We start from the raw sequence: 17,165 nt of genomic DNA on the forward strand, positions 1-17,165 counted from the left end.
AAATCAGCGCAGGTTGATGGTGGTGTTGACGCCATCGTTGACCGTGTCGTCGTCGAACCAGCGGCTGGTGACGGTTTTGGTCTGGGTGTAGAACTGCACCACTTGCTTGCCATACGGGCCGAGGTCGCCGAGCTTGGAGCCACGGGAACCGGTGAAGCTGAAGAACGGCACCGGCACCGGAATCGGGATGTTGATGCCGACCTGGCCTACATCGATTTCGCTCTGGAACTTACGCGCCGCCGCACCGCTTTGGGTGAACAGGCCGGTGCCGTTGCCGAACGGGTTGGCGTTGACCAGCGCGATGGCCTCATCCAGCGTGGCGACTTCCAGCACCACCAGCACCGGGCCGAAGATTTCCTGAGTATAGATCTGCATATCGGTGGTCACACCCGAGAACAGGGTCGGGCCGACGAAGTTGCCTTGCTCGAAGCCCGGTACCTTGATGTCGCGGCCATCGAGCTCCAGCTTGGCGCCTTCTTTCACGCCGCTTTCGATCAGTTCCAGGATGCGTGCCTTGGCGCGTTTGGAGATCACCGGGCCGACATCCGTGCCCGCTTCGCTGCCGGCATTGACCTTGAGTTTTTGCGCCAGCGCTTTCAGGTCAGGCAGCCATTGCTTGGCCGCGCCCACCAGCACCACCACCGAGGTGGCCATGCACCGCTGGCCCGCCGCGCCGAAACCGGCACCGACCAGGGCATTCAAGGTGTGTTCGCGGTTGGCGTCCGGCAGCACCACGGCGTGGTTCTTGGCGCCCATCATCGACTGCACGCGCTTGCCGTGTTTGCCGGCCAGGTCATAAACGTGGGTGCCCACGGCGGTCGAACCGACGAAGGAAACTGCCTTGATATCTTTATGGGTGCACAGCGCATCCACCACATCCTTGCCGCCGTGCACCACGTTGAGCACGCCAGCCGGCACACCGGCTTCCAGCGCCAGCTCTACCAGCAACATAGTCGACAGCGGGTCCTGCTCGGACGGTTTGAGTACGAAGGTGTTACCGCAGGCAATTGCCATCGGGAACATCCACAGCGGAATCATCGCCGGGAAGTTGAACGGCGTGATGCCGGCGCACACGCCGATGGGCTGGCGCAGGGTGTAGGTGTCGACGCCACCGGCGACGTTTTCAGCGAACTCGCCCATCTGCAAGGTGCCAATGGAGCACGCGTGTTCGACCACTTCCAGACCACGGAAAATATCGCCTTCGGCGTCGGCAATGGTCTTGCCCTGCTCGGCGCTGAGGACTACGGCGATGCGCTTGGAATGTTCGCGGATCAAGGCTTGCAGCTTGAGCATGATGCGCATGCGTGCGCCGATCGGCGTGAGCTTCCAGGTTTGAAAAGCTTGATGCGCGGCGTCGATGGCGGCGTTGACTTCATCGGCGGTGGCGAAAGGGACCTTGGCCAGCACCTCTTGAGTGGCCGGGTTAACGATGTCTTGCCAGTGGGTGGTCTTGGACTCGACCCATTCACCCTTGATCAGCAACTTGACCTGTTGCACGGAAATATCGGCAGAAGCGTTCATGTGGTCTCCAATCTTATATTTATGCAGAGACAAGGCGCGTAAACCGCCTTGGGAAATGAGGCGTTCGGACTGTTTTTGGAGTATAGATGTGCAAATCTCTAATAAGAACGCACATAAAAGCCGGTCCAATATGCAAAAAAACATCACGTCGCTAGGCTCCCTGAACTGGGATGACCTGAAGTTTTTCCTCGAAGTGGCCCGCACCCGCAAGGCCAGCGTCGCCGCCAAGCGCCTGGCGGTGGACTACACCACCGTGTCGCGGCGTATCAGCTCGTTGGAAGTGTCGCTGGGCACATTGCTGTTCGAAAAATCCCGGACCAACGGCTTCGTGCTCACCACCGAAGGCCAGCGTTTGCTGGGTTATGCGGAGTCCATCGAAAGCACGCTGCACATGGCCTGCGAGCAGGTGTCCGGCTCTGGCGTGGCGCTGTCCGGGCATGTGCGCATGGGCTGCACCGAAGGTTTCGGCAGCTTCTTCGTAACGCCGCAGCTCAGTCATTTTGTCGACACTTACCCGGCAATCTCGGTGGATATTTTGCCCCTGCCCCACTTCATCAGCCTGTCCAAGCGCGAAGCCGACATAGTGATCGCCCTGGAGCGCCCGGAACACGGGCCGTATGTGTGCTGCAAACTGTGCGACTACAAGCTGCAGCTGTACGCGACCCAGGACTACCTCGACCAACACCCGCCGATCCGCAAACCGGCGGATTTGGCCGAGCATCCGTTTATCAGCTATGTGGATGATCTGGCGTTCAGCTCGGAGCTGTTGTACCTGGCCAACGTGGTGCCCGGCGCCAGCGCAAGTTTGCGCAGTACCAGCGTGATCGCGCAGTACGTGGCGGCGCAGCAGGGCCGGTCGATGGCGATATTGCCGTGCTTTTTGGCAGCGCAAGACCCACGGTTGTTGCCGGTGCTGGGCGAGCAGATTGCGATTACGCGGCAGTTCTGGATGTATTGCCGGGAGGATTTGAGGAAGCTGAAGCGGATTACGCTGTTGTGGGATTACATCAGGGAAGTGACGGAGCAGAACGCGGGGTTATTGATGGGGGAAACGCGGGAGATGAGGTTCGCAGATTAAAGGGCCATCAGCGACGATTCGCTTTAATTTGCAGGACGTTTCCTAGAGACTCTCTACCCTATTGCGCCTTACCGTTTGGGTCACTAGCCTCCTGACTTCGCTGCTCATCAGCGATCGGGTTTAGCGATCCGGGTTTCAGGCGTGACATTGCCCCCAACAGTATCAGCTGGCTCTCGTCAGCTTTTAGCGTTTTATGGCGGCTGTGTGCGGGAGACTTTCGAGTCTACCCGGGATGCGCTCTGGCCCGGATCGCTAACCTGCACACAGCTGCCACCCTCTTCATGTTTAGCGATGTGATGTGGCGGCTCTACTTCAGCAGAGAGCAATCATCATGAGCAAAATCGTCCCCGATCCACCCCTTTCCTCCATCACCACCCTCGGCGTCGTCACCTTCGGCGATTACGGCGAAAACCAAAAACCGCTGTTCCGCGTCAATGCCGGCATGCCCATCGAGCAAGCCCTGGAACACGCCTCCACCCTGCTGTTCTACTCCAAGAAACTCGCCATGGAAGCCGCCATGGATGTACGCGGCGAGCAATACGCCTGGGCCGCGCACTACCTGTGTGAGATGGGCAAAGCCGTGGTGGATGACCTGACGCAAGCAATGACGCCGAGCAGCTAAGCGAACACGCCAGCAAGCACACTGCAAAACAAAATGTGGGAGCGGGCTTGCTCGCGAAAGCGGTGGGTCAGTGAGTAAATCCTCAGCTGACCCACCGCCATCGCGGGCAAGCCCGGCTCCCACAGTTGAAGGGTGGTGGGCACAAGATTCAGACCTGGCACAAATAAGTGTGGGAGCTGGCTTGCCTGCGATGGCGGTGGGTCAGGCAGCTTGGTTGTTACTGATGTACCGCATTCGCGAGCAAGCCCGCTCCCACAGTTGAACTGCGGCGAGCACAGGATTCAGGTCTACCACAAATAACTGTGGGAGCTGGCTTGCCTGCGATGGCGGTGGGTCAGGCAGCTTGGTTGTTACTGATGTACCGCCTTCGCGGGCAAGCCCGGCTCCCACAGCTGAAGGGTGGTGGGCACAGGATTCAGGTCTGGCACAAATAAGTGTGGGAGCTGGCTTGAACTGGTCAAGTAATCTTGGACACCATTTAAGGTTCACGCCGCCAGTCTCTCCCTGACGACCGGCGACCGGTAATCGTTGTAACTGTGAGGCCTGGAGATGTTGTAGCGAGAGACATAGCGCTGCACATCTGCCCGGGCCTCATGCTCTGATTCATAGCCCGTCTCAGGCACCCATTCTGATTTCAAACTTCCGAAGAAGCGCTCCATCGGAGCGTTATCCCAGCATTCGCCTTTACGACTCATGCTTTGCCGTAGCTCATGTTCCAGCAGCTCATTCCTGAACTTATGGCTCGTGTACTGACAACCTTGGTCTGAGTGAAACAGCACGTCTTTAGGGCGGCCTCTAAGCTCAACTGCCATCCGCAAAGCCTCGCAGGTCAGCGTGGCATCGGAAATCATAGAAAACGACCAACCCACGACCCGACGAGCAAACAAATCCAGAACTGCGGCGAAATACAGCCACCGCTTCCCGACTTTGATGTACGTCACGTCTCCACACCACACCTGGTTAACCGCCGTCACATCAAACTTGCGCTTGAGCACATGCGGGGCCACTAACGCTTCCACGCCGGGCGATTTGTACTTGTGACGTCGGCGCTGACGGCTGGCGATCCCCGCTTCGCGCATCAAACTGCGAGCCAAGTACCGCCCGATGCGATGCCCTTTCTCTTGCAGCTCCTTCGCCAAAGTTCTCGCTCCCGCAGAAGCCCGCGATGCCTTGTGATGCCTGACCAGCGCGGCCTTGAGCTTCTCCCGCTCAGGATTTGCTCTGCCTTGGCGCTGACGCCAAGCGTAAAAGCTACTTCTGTTGACGCCGAACGCCCGGCAACACCTGTTGACGCCGTACTGCTCGTCCAGCTCATCGATCAGCGTGAATGATCTTTGGCGTCCAAAAGCAGGAGAGCACTGGCCTTTTTTAGGATTTCGATGTCCAGGTCTTTCTCCCGAAGCAACGCTTTGAGCCTCTGAATCTCTCGTTGATCGGCAGTAATCGCCTTGGCGCCTACCGGCGTCGAGCCTAATCGCTCTTTACGCACCTGATCCACCCAGCGGCGCAAGGCTGTAGGGCCAATATCCAAACTGGCGCACACCTCGGGAACCTGCAGCCCTTCATCCAGCACCATGCTGGCAGCTTTGAGCTTGAACTCACTCGAATAAGATTTGCGCATATCCAAACACCTCAGATTTGGGCGCCATCATAGCGCCCGATTGAAGTGTCCAAAATCATTAGGCCAGTTCAGCTTGCCTGCGAATGGCGGTGGGTCAGGTAGCTTGGTTGTTACTGATACACCGCATTCGCGGGCAAGCCCGCTCCCACATTTGGACTGTAGTGGGTACAGGATTCAGGTCTGGCACAAATAAGTGTGGGAGCTGGCTTGCCTGCGATGGCGGTGGGTCAGGCAGCTTGGTTGTTACTGATGTACAGCATTCGCGAGCAAGCCCGCTCCCACATTTGGACTGTGGTGGGTACAGGATTCAGGTCTGGCACAAATAAGTGTGGGAGCTGGCTTGCCTGCGATGGCGGTGGGTCAGGCAGTTTATCTGCTGCTGATACACCGCATTCGCGAGCAAGCCCGGCTCCCACATTTGCACTGTAGTGGGCACAAGATTTAGGTCTGGCACAAATGAGTGTGGGAGCTGGCTTGCCTGCGATGGCGGTGGGTCAGGCAGCTTATCTACTGCTGATACACCGCTATCGCAGGCAAGCCAGCTCCCACAGTTGACCGCATTGGCACGTTGGAACTGAGTGTGGTGCTTAGTCGGCAATCACGACGATCGACACGCGCCGGTTCTCGGTGCGGCCTGCCACGGTGGTGTTCGACGCCACCGGTTCGCTGCTGCCCAGGCCGCGCAGTTGGATGTTTTCTTCTTTCATGCCCACGCCGGTCAGCACCTTGGCCACGCTTTTTGCGCGGCGCAGGGACAGTTGCTGGTTGTAGGTTTCTTTGCCGGAGGCGTCGGTGTGGCCGTCGACGCGCACGCGTTCGATGCCAGCGCCCGTCAGGGCTTTGCCGATGCGTTCGACGATGTCGGTGCTGGCTTTGTTGAGGCTTTCGACGTCGCTGCCAAACAGCACTTTGCCGGACAGGCCGAACGCCCAACCTTCGTCGGTCAGTTCAAAGCCTTGTTGTTTAAGCACGGCGATTTGTGCCGGGCTCAGGCCCTTGGGTGGTGGCGTCTGGCAGCCGCCGAGGGCTAAAAAGGCCACCAACAAAGTGATAAACAGAACACGCGTTTTCGAGAACAAGGGATCAACTCCTGTGTTGAACATTGGCAGCGGTAGGCTCCGCCTCCGCCGTTTGCTGGCCGCCCTGGGACAGCCGCTTGGCTTGGTACATGGCCGCGTCGGCGGCATTGAGCAGGGTGCCGGGAGTGGCGCCATGATCGGGGTAGATGGCGATGCCGATACTGAGGGAGGTCAACACCTGGGTATTGCCGGGCAACGGGATTGGTTTGTCCATACTGGCAATGATCTTGTCGGCGATGCGCTGGGCATCCTCGGCCTTGTGCAGCGGCGCCAGCAGGATCGCAAATTCATCACCGCCCAGCCGCGCCACCAGGTCATCCTCACGCAGTTGCGCACGTACGCGCTCGGCGACGGCGACCAGCACGGCATCGCCGGCGGCGTGGCCGAAGTTGTCGTTGATGTCTTTGAAACGGTCGCTGTCGAGGAACAGCACCGCCACCTTCTCATTGACCTTGGCGGCGCTGCGCAGGGCGCGGATCATGCGGCCCTCGAAAAAAGCGCGATTGGGCAAGCCGGTGAGGCTGTCATGACTGGCCTGGTGCGCGAGGGTTTCATTTTCACTTTGCAGGTGGCTTTGCCAGGCTTCCATCTCGCCGAGCAGGGCGTTGAAGTCGCTGCCGAGGCTGTCGAGTTCGGCGATCTGCGCCGGTGGCACGCGGCTGTCGAAATCGCGCTCGCTGCGGGCGGCGTGGGCCACGGCGGCGAGGCTTTGCAGCGGTTCAGTGATGCCTTGCAACAGGCGCCGCGCCAGGTACAACGCGACCCAGGCGCTGAGCGCGGTACAAATCAGAATCCCGGCCAGGCCACTGAGCAAAAAGCGCAGCAGGCTGCCGCCATGGCCGATCAAGTGAATGCTGCCGACGGGTTGGCCCTGGTGCAGGATCGGCTGGCTGATGGGCTGTTCGAGCAGGGTGTGCGCCACCGCCAGTTCAACCCTGGAGAGCATGCCGTTATCGGGCCGTATCCATTGCGCCAGCAGCTTGCCGTTGGCATCGAAGACTTCGGCCTGGGCCACTTCTTCGGTGGAGGCAATCAGGCTCAAGGCCTCGGTGGCGGCGGCACTGTCGTCGAACACCACTGCCGCCTCAACGGTGTAGTTGATGGAGCGCGCAATCAGGTGCAGGTTGTGCTCGGCATACACGCGCAGCGCCAGCACGCCGAGCAGGGTCAGCGACACACTGGCCAGGGTCACGGCCACCAGTGCCAGGATCAAATGCCCACGGCCAATGACCGAACGCAAGGTCGGCCGCACTTTAGCGGTACTCATGGCGCTGGCGCTCGACGTCGGGACAGTTGCAACACGCTGGGGTGAATACGCACGCCACTGCGGGCGACGGAGTCCAGGTTGACCTCGAACGACACTTGCTCATCGCTCACGCGCAGGCAGAACAGGCTGCCCACGGTGCATTGGTCGCCGCCTTCGCTGATGCTGAGCACCGGGTGGCCGATCAATGAGGTGAACAGACGGCTGCGTTCATCGGCGGAGAGTTTGCCGATGTAAATGGCGTCGCAGGCGCTGACGATATTGGGATTATCGGCCAGCAGACGCTGCACCACCACCGGGCGGCCAGTGGCCTGGGTGGTGCCTTTGATCAGGTCGTCGGTGTATTGGGTGGGGCCGACGATGCACAAGCGCAGTTGCGCAGGCTCCACCGGCCAACGGGCATAACTGAGGATGCCGAGTACCACTTGGGTGACCGCCTGGGCGCGGTGATCCGCCAGGCTGGGCGTCTGCGCAAATACACGCGGGGCGAGCAGGCATAGCACCGCCACCAGTAACATGCGTCTCCAGCTCAAACTGCGCTCTGTGGGCGAGACAGCCACGTTCATGCAGCGATTCTCTCAGCTATTTTACAGGGTGATGCCGCAACGATAGCACAGCGGCGGAAAACCCCACGACTTGGGGGTTTATCAATGCCCGCTATTTTTTCAGAAAAATCAGGCAACTAAACCAGAAGTATTTCATGACCCATCAGTCAGTTTTATCAGACGCTGCATCTAATTCCAGCATCAACCCGCTCAGACGTTTGACCTTGCGCCGCACCGCTTCCTCAAACACCCCGCCTCGCGGTTCGATCAAACTGAACCAGCGTTTGGCGCGGGTGATGCCGGTGTAGATCAGCTCTTTGGTCAGCACCGGGTTCAGCGCATCCGGCAGAATCAGCGCCGTGTGGGTGAATTCCGAGCCCTGGGATTTGTGCACGGTCATGGCGTACACGGTTTCCACATCATTCAGACGGCTGGGCAGTACAAAACGCACGCCGCCCTGGCCATCGTTGCGTGGGAAAGCCACACGCAGCACCTGTGGGCCGCCGTCACTTTCAGGCAGTTTGAGGGCGATGCCGATGTCGCCGTTCATCAAGCCCAGGCCGTAGTCGTTGCGGGTCATCAGCACCGGGCGGCCTTCGTACCATTGGTCATCGCCTTCGATCAGCCGCACTTTACGCAAGGCGGCGGTGATGCGCAGGTTTAAACCTTCCACGCCCCACGGGCCCTTACGCACGGCACACAGCAGCTGGAACGCATCGAAGGCTTGCAGCAGCTGTTGCGCCCAGTGGGTCCAGGCGACGTCTTCACGTGGGGTGTCGAGTGCAGGACGCGCGCTGTGCAGCAGATTCAGGTAATAGCGATAACCCTGGGCATCGTCGCCCTGCCCGTCCAGCACCAGGCGCTCAAGGGCGTGATCGTGCTCGCCCTTGAGGCTTAAGCAGAACAGGTCGCTGTGGCTGCGCGCGGCAAGCAGTTTGCGCGCCTCTTCGGCATTTTGCTGGTTAACCCAGCGCGCCAATTGGCCGATGCCGCTACCTTCGCCGAAGCGTCGCGAGTAGCGCAGCATGACCACTTGCTGGGCGAGCGGATGACTGCCCTCGAGGTCTTCCTGCAGGCCGCTGGCGCTGAGGTCTTCGCCGCTGACCGCTTGCAGCCACTGGCGCGTGTCGGGGCTGTACCAGCCGGCTTCGGCATCACGGCACAAGTCGCCGAGCACGGCGCCGGCTTCTACCGAGGCGAGTTGGTCTTTGTCCCCGAGCAATACCAGGCGTGCGTGGGCCGGCAAAGCGTCGAGCAGGTTGGCCATCATTTCCAGGTCGATCATCGAGGCTTCGTCCACCACCAGCACGTCCAATGGCAACGGGTTGCCGATGTGATGGCGAAAATGTCGCGTGCCGGGGCGGCTGCCGAGCAGGCGGTGAACCGTGGTGACCTGGGTGGGGATTTTTTCCCGCACGCTGTCCGGCACATTCAGCGACAACACTTGCTGGCTGATGGATTCGGTGAGGCGTGCGGCGGCTTTGCCGGTGGGCGCGGCGAGGCGAATGCGCAATGGGCTGCTGGCCTCTACGGCCGGGGCCTGCAGCAGCGCGAGCAAGCGCACCACCGTGGTGGTCTTGCCGGTGCCGGGGCCGCCGGTGACAATGCTGAAGGCCCCGCGTGTGGCCAGGGCGCAGGCGAGTTTTTGCCAGTCGATCACGCCGTCCGGTGGCGCTTGATCGAACAAGGTGTTCAGGCGTTGCGGCAAATCAGTGGCGACGGTTTCCTGGGTGGCCAGGCGCAGGCGCAACGCTGTGTCGATGCGCCGTTCGTAGGTCCAGTAGCGGCGCAAATACAGGCGTTTGCCGGACAGCACCAGCGGGCGGCTTTGGGCCGATTCACTGCCATCCACAGCCAGCGCGACCAAGTGGCTGGCGGCCAGCGCATGGCACCAGTGGGCGCCATCAAGGCCGTCGAGCAATTGCGAGGGCAGCAACATGGCGCCGGTTTGCAGGTCGCCTTCGGGTGGCAATGACAGGGCAAAGTCTGGCGCTTTAAGCGTTTCGAACAGGTCCAGGCAGACGTGGCCATGGCCCAGTTGGTGGCTGGTCAATGCCGCGGCCAGCAATACCAGCGGGTCGGCCTGCGGGTCGAGTTCGTAAAGGAAGCCGACGAAGGCTTTGTCCAGTGCGCGCAGCCAGCCACGGTCGACCCAGCGTTCCAACAACTGCACCAGGTCGGCGGCGCGACTGAGGGGCAGCAGGTCCTCAAGCGGTAATGGCGACAGGCTCATAGCAGCACTCCTTGTTCCCAGGCGGGCTCAACCTTGGGCGGTATGGGTTTGCCCTGGAACAACAGGTCCAAGCCTTCGATCAGCTCCCGTGGCGGCCGGGTGAAATACGCGCCTTGGCTGGTGGCCTGGGTGCCACGCAGGAACAGGTACAGCGCACCGCCGACATGGCGGTCGTAATCGTAATCCGGCAGGCGTGCCTTCAACTGGCGGTGCAGGGCCAGCAGGTAAAGTACGTATTGCAGGTCGTACCGATGCTCGAGGATCGACTGTTCCATGGCGTCCTGCGTGTAGGCCGAATCGTCAGGCCCAAGCCAGTTGGATTTGTAGTCGGCCACGTAATAGCGCCCGTCGTGTTCGAACGTAAGGTCGATAAAACCCTTGAACATGCCGTTGAGCAGCACCGGTTCGGCAGCCACTCGGGACACGCCTTTATGGGTGTATTGGCACACCAGCTTGTCGAGGGCGAGTACGTCGACTTTGTGGCTGGCGAACCAGAACTCCATTTCGATCTGGTAGTGCTGCAGGCTGCTGAGGGCGACTAGATCGTTATCTACCGGCAGCGGCGTTTGCAGCAAATGGCCGAGCCAGCCGCTGAGGGTGACGATCCAGCCTTCCCAATTGCGTCGGTTACAGCGCGCGCCCACGGCTTTTTCGATGGCCTCGGGCGTCACGTTGAAACCTTCCTCACCCGCCCATTCCAACAGGCCATGTAGAAAGGTGCCGGGGTTAGGGCCTCGTGGGAAACGGTGAATATCACCGCCAGACGCTGCCACTTCACGCGGTGCGTCGGGGTCGAGGCGTTCGTCGTCGAACAGCTTCTGGGCTTGTGGGCTTTCTGGTGCTTCAAGGGTTGCGGCGCTCAAGCTGTCGCCGATTCTTAAAGCGCTGTAGGAAGCGATCCACCAGTTTTCAGCGGCCTTGCGCTGGGGCAGTAGCGGTGCCAGCAAGGTTGCCTCGTTGCGCGGCGGGTGGAACAGGCTGTCTTGCGCGTCGGGCACGTGGGTGTAGTGGATGGCAGCGCAGCCCTCCTGCAAGTCCAGCAGCCAGCGCGCGAGACCGGCGGATTCGCCCAACGATGCACCGCCACCGAGCAGATAACCCAGCGCGGACAGGTGCAAGACCGAGCTGCTGTTATTGCCACGTTTGAGGTCGGCAATGCCCAACCAGCACGCGTGTTTGGCGCGCGTGAGGGCGACGTAGAACAACCGCAGGTCTTCGGCCAGGCGCTCGTCGTCAGCTTGGGCAATCAGCTCGGCGGTCGGCCGCAGGCTGACCTGGGATTTGCCCTGTTCGTCGTGGTAATGCAGCGGTAAGCGACTGCCATCCACCGGCTTGGCCGAGCAGATAAACGGCAGGAAGACCAAGTCATATTCCAGGCCCTTGGACTTGTGGATGGTTACCACCTTGACCAATTGTTCGTCGCTTTCCAGGCGCAGAATCTGTTCTTCACCGGCCTGGCCCGACAGTGCCAGGTGTTCGGCCAGGTGGCGGATCAGCGCTTGTTCGCCGTCCAGCTCTGACGCGGCCTGTTGCAGCAATTCACTCAGGTGCAACAGGTTGGTCAGTACGCGTTCGCCGTCACTGCGGGCAATCAGGGTTTGCGGCAGCTTGAAATCATGCAGCAGGCGTCGCAGCATCGGCAGCACGCCTTGGGTACGCCAGATCGCGCGATAACCACGGAACTGCATCACGCGGGTTTCCCACGCCAGTTCGTCCTGGTTCAGACGCTCCAGTTCTGCCAGTGAAAGGTTCAAAGTGACGCAGGCCAGAGCGGCGCGCAACGGGCGCTCGACGTCCGGCTCGGCGCAGGCCTTGAGCCAGGCCAGCAGGTCGTGGGCTTCCTGGGCGGCGAACACCGAGTCTTTGTCAGACAGATAAACGCTACGTACACCCCGGGCGGCCAGCTCGGCGCGCACGGCTTGGGCTTCCTTGCCGTCGCGCACCAGAATGGCGATGTCTGACGGGAGTACGCCTTTTAAGCTGCCATCCGGTTGTAGGAAACCTGCGCTGCTCTGCTGCCCGCCATTGAGCAATTCAACAATTTGTGTGGCACAGGCGGCCGCCAGTTGTTGGCGATAGACCGCGTTGGAAATCGGCTGGTCGGTGGGCAGGTGCCAGAGGTTCATCGCCGGCAGGGTTTGACCATCGACCTGCAACTGCTCTTTGCGGCCTTGGGACAGCACCGAGTGGAACGGCACCGGGTTGTCGCCATTCGGTTCACGGAACAGGAACGCGCCACGTCCGGTCTCGGCACGCTGGAACACATGGTTGACCGCCTCGACCATCGCGTGGCTGGAACGGAAGTTGGTGCCCAGGGTGTGATGGCGGCCGGTGGTGGACTGGCGGGCGCGCAGGTAGGTGTAGATGTCGGCGCCACGGAACGCGTAGATCGCCTGCTTGGGGTCGCCGATCAGGAACAGGCCACTGTCGAGGTGGTTTTCTTCGATGCGGTAGATGCTGTCGAAGATGCTGTATTGCACCGGGTCGGTGTCCTGGAATTCGTCGATCAGGGCGACCGGGAACTGCTCACGGATCACACTGGCCAAGCGCTCGCCGCCGTCGGCTTGCAGGGCGGCGTTGAGGCGGATGAGCATGTCGTCGAAGCCCATTTCGGCGCGGCGGCGTTTTTCTTCTTCGAAGCGTTTACCGACCCAACCGGCGGCGTGTTGCAACACGGCGGCGTCGGGGGTTGGCAGTGCGTCGAGGCTGGCCTTGAGGCTGGCCATGGCGTCGATGCCGGGGTGACGCGGCGGCTCGCCTTTCCAGGCTTCGGCCATGCCATCGGGCGTGAGGCGGGTGAAGCCGGTGCCGATGTCGAGTTGTTCGAGGGTTTCATCAGCGGCCCAGGCACTGATCTTTTCGAACCAGGGTTCGAAGTAACGCGCTTGCATCTTGCGGCCGTCGACAGCTTTGGCGGCGACGGCCTGCAGGCAGATATCGCGCAGCTCGATGGCCCATTGTTGCCAGGGTGCCTTGAGCGCGACCAGCGCTTGGCGGCGCTCTTGCAAGCAAGCGTTGATCAACTCGGCCGGCTCACGGGTTTCATCGGTGGGCCGTTCGCTGCCGAACAGCGCGCGCACGCGTGGCATCAGCGCGGCAGGGCCACTCCAGTTTTTGCGCACCCAGTTGAGCGCGTCGTCGTGCATCGGGTAGCAGAACAGCCGCCAGTAATCGCGCAGTACTTCGCCGAGCAGGTCGCTGTGGTCGGTTTCCAGGGTCTGGGTGAACAGGCTGCCGCTGTCGAACGCGTGTTCGCGCAGCATGCGCTGGCACCAACTGTGGATGGTCGACACTGCAGCTTCGTCCATCCATTGGGCGGCGATGTCCAGGCGGTTGGCACAGGCCGGCCATTGCTCGGGCAGATATTGGTCACGCAGGTCGGCGATCAGGGCATCCGGTTGCTCGATTTCGTCGCGGAAGAACCGCGCGGCTTCGGCCAGGCGGATGCGGATGCGTTCGCGCAGCTCTTTGGTGGCGGCGTCGGTAAAAGTCACCACCAGGATTTGCGGTGGCAGCAGTTCGCGGCCAAAGCCGGAGTCGTCACCACCGTGGCCAAGCACCAGGCGCAGGTACAGCGCGGATATGGTGAAGGTCTTGCCTGTGCCGGCGCTGGCTTCAATCAGCTGGCTGCCTTTGAGTGGGAAGGCCAGGGCCAAAGGTTTACTGATCATGCGCTGGCCTCCTCGCTGCTGAGTGATCGCCATGGGGCGTTGATCAAGGGGCGATACAGGGTTTCGGCCCAACCTTCGAACTCTTCGCTGGCGATGAGCGTGGCGTAATCCGGGAATTGGCGGGTGAGCGCCGGGGTTTCGCGGCGTTCGCCGTCGGTGGTCAGGCCGTCGCCTTCGTAGGCTTTGCTGGCGGCTGCCTGCGCCTTGTCCGGATCGGTTTGGCTGAGCCAGGCGAAGGCGGTTTTCACGGCGACGGGCAGTGGTTTGCGCATGCCGGTGTGCCAGGCCAGTAACAGGTTGCCGAGTATTTCCTGGGCGACGGTTTTTTCCAGCGGGGCCAGCAGCAAGGTGTCGTCACTGGCAACCAGCCCGGTACTCAGTGGCAAGCCGCAGGCGCAGGCCACCACATGATTGACCCACGGGCGGATCAGGCGATGCCACTTGCGGGTCTTGATCGAGCCGATGCTGTTGGGAATGGTGGTGACGCTTAACAATCCGCCATCACTGCGCCGATGCAGACCACTGATCCAGCCTTCCAGCTCGATGCCTTGATGCTCAAAACTGATCGGTTCGGCGGCGGTTTGTGGCGTGGGCCAGAGCGCCAGTAAGTGTTGATAACGCTGCAATAGATCGGGCAATGGCTCGACCAATTCATTACGCAGGCATTCGCCGAAACCGACCATGGGCAGCAGGCCACTGCCTTGCAGGCGCAGGGCTTGGGCGTTCAGGGCCTGGTCTATGTGATCGGGCTGGGCCAAGGCTGCATTGAGCAGGCTGTCGCTGAGGCTGTAGCGTTGCAATGCATCGAGAACGAAAGGTTCTTCATCGGCCAGCGGGACTTCGGCGGCCTCGAAGAACACTTTCAGACGCTGGCTGAAGAAGTGTTTGACGGGGTTGCGCACAAAGTCTTGCAACTGACCGAGGCTCAGAGGTTCTTCCTGGTGGTGCTCTACCAGTTCGTCTTGATTGGCTGAGGCTACGGGTGCTTCGTGGAGCAGCTGCCATTCGCGGGCGTAGCTGAACAGCGCATCACCTTCGTGGAAGTAGCGGGCGCTGAAGGGTTGGAGTGGGTGCTCCTGAGTCATGGCTTCCAACAGGGGCTCTTGTGTGTCTGCGTTTTGCCAGCCGCTGGCGAGGTGGTCACGCAGTTGGCCGATCAATACCGAGGCCGGGCGGTCGCTGTTGTCGCGGATGCTGCGGCCTACCCAGCTGATATAGAGCTGATCGCGGGCCGACAGCAGCGCTTCGAGCAGCAGGTAGCGGTCGTCTTCGCGGCGTGAACGGTCGCCGGGGCGGTAGTCACTGCCCATCAGGTCGAAGTCCAGCGGCGGTTGCGCGCGCGGGTAATCGCCATCGTTCATTCCGAGCAGGCAGACCAGCTTGAACGGGATGGCGCGCATGGGCATCAGGGTGCAGAAATTGACAGCCCCAGCGAGGAAGCGCTGGGACAGGCGGCCCTGGTCGAGGCCAGCCAGCCAGGCTTCGCGGACGACGGTAAGGGGTAACTCGTCCTGCAGGCCGACGGACTCGCAGGTTTCCAGCCAGTCTTCCCGCAGCTGCTCAAGTTGGCCAAGCAGATAGTCGTCGTGCTCGCTGCTAGGCAGGAAGAACAGCTGCATCAGGCGTTGCAGGCGCTCGCCCCATTCTTGAGGTTTTGCCGGTTGCGACAAGGCTTGATGGGCCTGGTTTAGCGCATCGAGCAAGGCGACCAGTGGGCCGATCAACGCGGCGTCGAGGCCGCCGATTTCATCGTAGGGCTCAATGCCATCACAGGCGATTCCGGTGCCTACGGCATAACCCAGGAGCATGCGACGCAGGCCGAATCGCCAGCTGTTTTGCTCAAGCTCCTGGGGCAGCCCGAGGCCGGCGCGCTGTTCGGCGTTGAGGCCCCAGCGGATGCCGGCGCCTTCGATCCAGCGGTGCAGCGTGGGCAGGTCGCGTTCCTTGATGGAAAAACGTTCGCGCAAGGCGGGGACGTCGAGCAGGTCGAGGATTTCGCTGACGGGAAAGCGGCTGTCGGGGAGCTTTAGCAGGTGCTCGACGGCGATCAGCAGTGGATCGCGGCCACGCTGGCCTTGGTCGGTGAGGGTGAACGGGATGAAACGCGGGTCGTTCCGCTCAAGCTGGCCGAAGACCGCGCGGATGTGCGGTGCGTAGCTGTCGACGTCGGGGACCATGACGATGATGTCACGCGGGCGCAGTGTGGGGTCGGCGCTGAAGCGTTGGAGCAATTGATCATGGAGGATTTCCACTTCGCGTTGGGCGCTGTGGGCGATGTGGAAACGGATGGAGCTGTCGTGATTCAGATCGACGCCCGGCCACAGTTCGCGGGTTTCATTGAGTGGGCGCAGTTCGAGGATGTCGTCCTGCAACTGATTGAGCAGCGTGGTGGGTTGGCTGTCGCTGAACAGGTCGATGCGGCCATCACGGAAGGCGGCGCGGTAGCTGTTGGGGTCGTCGTAGCTGTCCAGCAGGCTGATGTAGTCACGGCCCTGTTTGCCCCAGGCGGCCAACAAGGGGTGCGCATGCTGGTGCAGGGTTTGCGGGTCGATGGTGACGGGCATACCGGCTTTGCGCGCCTGGCGTTTGTACTCGTTACGCAGCAGGTCTTTGTCGGCAACGATGTCGGACCAGTGGTGGCGGCAAGGGTTGTGTACGCACAGCAAGACTTGGCTGAAGCGTGCCAGGCCGGCGAGTGCTTCCAGCGCTTGGGCGGGCAAGGACGAGATGCCGAAAACGATGACTCGGGACGGCAGGCCTTGGGGGGCTTTTTCGAGGGCGTTGATCCGCTCGATAAAACGCTGGTGAACACCGGCGCGGCTTTCAGCCATGCCCTCTTCACCTACATCCAGTAGCAGTGCACGCCAGAGTTCTGCCTGCCAGCAATTCGCCGGGTTCAGGGGCTTTGTTTCGCCTCGGCCGTTGCGCAGTTGGTGGCGACCGGCCGCCCAATCTTCCAGCCAGTCGGCGCGGTAGACCTGGTATTGGTCGAACAAGTCGGCCAGGCGTTCCGCCAGTTGATAGCGTTTGCGCAGGTCGGTGTCGTCGGTGAGAAATCGCTGCAGGGGCTCGAAGTGCGGTTGGTCAATGAGCTCCGGGAGCAGGCGCATCAGGCGCCAAGTCAGCGGGGCTTTATCGAGCAGGGATTTGGGCGGGATTTCGTCTTTGCCCAAAACCATGCGATAGAGCTGCCACATGAAGCTGCCGGGGAGCTGCACGTCGATAGCCGCAGCGATGCCGCAGCCGCCCATATCATCTTCTTCGGGATCTTCGGCCAAGGCCAGCTTGAGCCATTGAGCAATGCCATTGCTTTGGACCAGGGCGATTTCGTTTTCCAGAGGAGCCAGGGGATAACGGCGCATCCAACTGACTACCAGACTGCGCAGTTCGTCGAGGCGGTTGCCGTGAACCACCATGAATCCAGCGCTGAGGGACGTCGCATCCGGCATAACGGCTTCCTTGGGAAAAGCAAAATCGAGGCATGGACTTTAGCATTGAAGGCGGTCACAGACTGCAAGTGAGAAACGCTTG

The 17,165-nt window shown here is 61.2% G+C and carries 10 protein-coding genes; 2 read left to right on the forward strand and 8 right to left on the reverse strand.

What is annotated here, in order from left to right; genetic code table 11:
* Window positions 1-3: 3 nt before the first annotated feature.
* On the reverse strand, window positions 4-1,521 hold the full coding sequence (locus PSH96_RS24315; protein ID WP_099489681.1) for a CoA-acylating methylmalonate-semialdehyde dehydrogenase: 1,518 nt from the start codon (window positions 1,519-1,521) through the stop codon (window positions 4-6).
* A gap of 130 nt (window positions 1,522-1,651) precedes the next feature.
* On the opposite strand from PSH96_RS24315, the gene PSH96_RS24320 reads away from it, so the two are divergent.
* Window positions 1,652-2,599 carry a LysR family transcriptional regulator gene (locus PSH96_RS24320; protein ID WP_017137973.1) on the forward strand — a complete coding sequence of 316 codons (948 nt, stop codon included), beginning with the start codon at window positions 1,652-1,654 and terminating at the stop codon, window positions 2,597-2,599.
* 331 nt (window positions 2,600-2,930) lie between these two features.
* Window positions 2,931-3,221 carry a DUF3077 domain-containing protein gene (locus PSH96_RS24325; RefSeq protein WP_219269023.1) on the forward strand — a complete coding sequence of 97 codons (291 nt, stop codon included), beginning with the start codon at window positions 2,931-2,933 and terminating at the stop codon, window positions 3,219-3,221.
* Window positions 3,222-3,706: 485 nt separating this feature from the next.
* Here PSH96_RS24325 and PSH96_RS24330 read toward each other — a convergent pair.
* From PSH96_RS24330 to recC, 7 genes are all read right to left on the reverse strand, one after another.
* A protein-coding gene (locus PSH96_RS24330; protein WP_370694308.1) for an IS3 family transposase occupies window positions 3,707-4,842 on the reverse strand; the annotation gives its coding sequence in 2 pieces (ribosomal slippage) (window positions 3,707-4,593 and window positions 4,593-4,842; 1,137 coding nt in all).
* A 587-nt stretch (window positions 4,843-5,429) separates the two neighbouring features.
* Window positions 5,430-5,921 carry an OmpA family protein gene (locus PSH96_RS24335; protein WP_305455661.1) on the reverse strand — a complete coding sequence of 164 codons (492 nt, stop codon included), beginning with the start codon at window positions 5,919-5,921 and terminating at the stop codon, window positions 5,430-5,432.
* 4 nt (window positions 5,922-5,925) lie between these two features.
* Window positions 5,926-7,188 (reverse strand): diguanylate cyclase domain-containing protein, encoded by a 1,263-nt coding sequence (locus PSH96_RS24340; protein ID WP_305455664.1) that lies wholly within the window; start codon window positions 7,186-7,188, stop codon window positions 5,926-5,928.
* Window positions 7,185-7,751, reverse strand: a complete 567-nt coding sequence (locus tag PSH96_RS24345) for a YfiR family protein (RefSeq protein ID WP_236373791.1) — start codon at window positions 7,749-7,751, stop codon at window positions 7,185-7,187. Before PSH96_RS24345 ends, PSH96_RS24340 begins: the two co-directional genes overlap by 4 nt.
* Window positions 7,752-7,893: 142 nt before the next feature.
* The gene (gene recD, locus PSH96_RS24350; protein WP_305455667.1) at window positions 7,894-9,963 is read right to left on the reverse strand and encodes an exodeoxyribonuclease V subunit alpha; all 2,070 of its coding nucleotides are present in this window, start codon (window positions 9,961-9,963) and stop codon (window positions 7,894-7,896) included.
* A complete protein-coding gene (gene recB, locus PSH96_RS24355; protein WP_305455668.1) occupies window positions 9,960-13,634 on the reverse strand; it encodes an exodeoxyribonuclease V subunit beta in 3,675 nt (1,224 codons plus the stop codon). Before recB ends, recD begins: the two co-directional genes overlap by 4 nt.
* Window positions 13,631-17,083, reverse strand: coding sequence for an exodeoxyribonuclease V subunit gamma (gene recC, locus PSH96_RS24360; RefSeq protein ID WP_305455669.1), 3,453 nt, complete (start codon window positions 17,081-17,083; stop codon window positions 13,631-13,633). Before recC ends, recB begins: the two co-directional genes overlap by 4 nt.
* Window positions 17,084-17,165: the final 82 nt, after the last annotated feature.

It is taken from the genome of Pseudomonas sp. FP2338, from assembly GCF_030687515.1.
Lineage (GTDB): Bacteria > Pseudomonadota > Gammaproteobacteria > Pseudomonadales > Pseudomonadaceae > Aquipseudomonas > Aquipseudomonas salomonii.